This window comes from Okeania sp. SIO2B9 (genome assembly GCF_010672505.1).
Lineage (GTDB): Bacteria > Cyanobacteriota > Cyanobacteriia > Cyanobacteriales > Microcoleaceae > Okeania > Okeania hirsuta.
Window position 1 is genome coordinate 1 of the sequence record NZ_JAAHGK010001320.1, and the last position, 2,065, is coordinate 2,065.

The following is a 2,065-nucleotide window of genomic DNA, read 5'->3' on the forward strand; positions in this document are numbered from 1 at the left end:
AGTTTTGTAGTATACAATGATTGACCTTTAAACTGTAACAACTTGGTTATTTATCCCAGATTTATAGGCTGAAATACCCAATTTGCCAGGGGTAAAAACACTTCATAATTCTTTACAAACGACCTCTAAGAATAGCGAATCCTATCAAAATAAAGCAAGAGTAAATCACCATCTTTACTGAATCTTTACCAAATCAAAGAGACATGAAGATATAAGTTATTCTAATCCCCATAAATTCTAGTGAAATCGAGATAAATGATATTAAATTTTATTTTAAAAACAACATTAAATCATAGACTAAAAAACGGCGATTATTAATAAATAATAAGGCAGAGAATATCTAAATCATATATCAAAAAAGAGTGTGTTGTTGAACAGGATATAGTGCGTGCAAAAATTCTAATTTTCAACTAAATTTTGATCGAAAAAAATGATGCTAATTAATGATTCAAATATACTAAATCCGTTTAACGACGGAAATACGTTGGACTTATAATTAAAATTTATAGTAGATTTTCAAAAATTCTGAAGATTCATCTTCATTTAATCTTCACAAATTAAAAAATAGGTTGACATTAAGCCTGGGTTATGATAACTATTAGTAATATAAAAATTAGCGCTGCTGAGAGGCGGGATGAATCTTTTTTGAACAGGTAAATCTCATCCTTAATACTTCATACTTCTTTTTTGTCCAAGCATACAATTCATCCCACAAATATGCAACGCCTAAAAATTAATTAATATTTTCCCAGCATTCATCTGGAATTGATAATGATGTAATCGATGAGAGTTCTAGTAGAGTGCTTTAGAAACGTAACGCACCTTACAAGATATGTGATAGCACTATATTCATGCTCATGGAATGGCAACTAAATTAAACGATCGCCACGAAGCTAATTTAATTGAGCAAATTTTTTCTCACAGAGTGGCAGTTAGTTCGACAAGGGGAGTGACTGGTAACACATTGGGAGTATCTGGAGCATTGGGTGCTGCATTTTGTTTGTGGCGATCGAACATCAGATTTTACCTCCCTGTGTAGGATTAAATGAGGCAGAATTTGACTTAGACTTGGTTAGGTATGCTCGTTAGTCTCAGGTGGAAAATGTTTTATATTTGAGTTTTGGGTTTGGGGGTCAGAATGCTGCTTTAGTTTTGGGTAGAGTATATGGCAGGATAAATTGCTCTAATTAAAGAGTTTTTAATTATGAAACTTCCCAATGGGATTAAAGCGGAATTAGATAATAAAATTGAAAGCTATTGTCTTAATTTTCATCATCAAAAATGGAAAAATAAAGCTACCTTTTTTCAACAAAAGCTAGGAATAACCTTAGGAAATGTAGAAATTTTGAAAAGTGCTATTAAAAGAGCTGTTATCAATGAATCAGTTTTTATTCGTAAACTCAATGAATATGGTACACACTATAATATGAAGTTCTTTCTCCAGACTGAATATAGGAGAATCTCTGATTTTAGTTGCTTGGATAATTTGTACAGGAGAAGACTTTCCCTGATTAACAAATTGTTATCCTGTTAGTAAGTGAGGTATGATTAATGACTCAATTACAAGAATTAGATATTGTTGCATTAACTGAGGATAGACAAACAACTCATTTTGAAACAGGAGAATCTATTATTCTGTATAGAGGACAAGTAGGAACAATTGTTATGGAATACGATAATAATGTTTTTGAAGTAGATTTTTCTGATAATGATGGAACAACTTATGCAATGGAAACTATTCCAAGTAATCAAATAATGCGATTACATTATGAATTAGTAGAAGAAGTTGTTGCTTAATGCTTAGGTAGCACACAAGAAGTTGATAATATTTGTACAATAAATTCATATAATTAATTATTCTCAAGGAGTTAGTAATGTCTGTACAATTATTGCGACGACTATTTACTGTAGACCAGTATTATCAAATGCTGGAAGCAGGAATATTAACTGAAAATGAAGAGAAGGACTAATAGGAGACATTTTCAGAATTTCTCCTCGGATTAGTTCTACTCTTCATTTTCAGTTAATATTCCTGCTTCCAGCATTTGATAATACTGGTCTACAG

Annotated in this window: 2 protein-coding genes and 1 pseudogene; all 3 read left to right on the top strand. The window is 31.4% G+C overall.

Annotated features, from left to right (window positions below; all coding sequences use genetic code 11):
• Positions 1 to 844: 844 nt before the first annotated feature.
• Positions 845 to 1,191, top strand: a pseudogene (locus F6K13_RS30275) (beta-ketoacyl-ACP synthase); the annotation flags it as partial.
• 13 nt (positions 1,192 to 1,204) lie between these two features.
• Complete coding sequence (locus tag F6K13_RS35570; RefSeq protein ID WP_353734923.1) at positions 1,205 to 1,534, top strand: DUF6883 domain-containing protein; 330 nt, start codon at positions 1,205 to 1,207, stop codon at positions 1,532 to 1,534.
• A 17-nt stretch (positions 1,535 to 1,551) separates the two neighbouring features.
• Complete coding sequence (locus tag F6K13_RS30280; protein ID WP_124145605.1) at positions 1,552 to 1,797, top strand: DUF4926 domain-containing protein; 246 nt, start codon at positions 1,552 to 1,554, stop codon at positions 1,795 to 1,797.
• The last annotated feature ends 268 nt before the right edge of the window (positions 1,798 to 2,065 follow it).

Bases quoted from the DNA above. Each gene is read 5' to 3' on its own strand.
- F6K13_RS35570 (WP_353734923.1), top strand. From the start codon at position 1,205: ATGAAACTTCCCAATGGGATTAAAGCGGAATTAGATAATAAAATTGAA.
- F6K13_RS30280 (WP_124145605.1), top strand. From the start codon at position 1,552: ATGACTCAATTACAAGAATTAGATATTGTTGCATTAACTGAGGATAGA.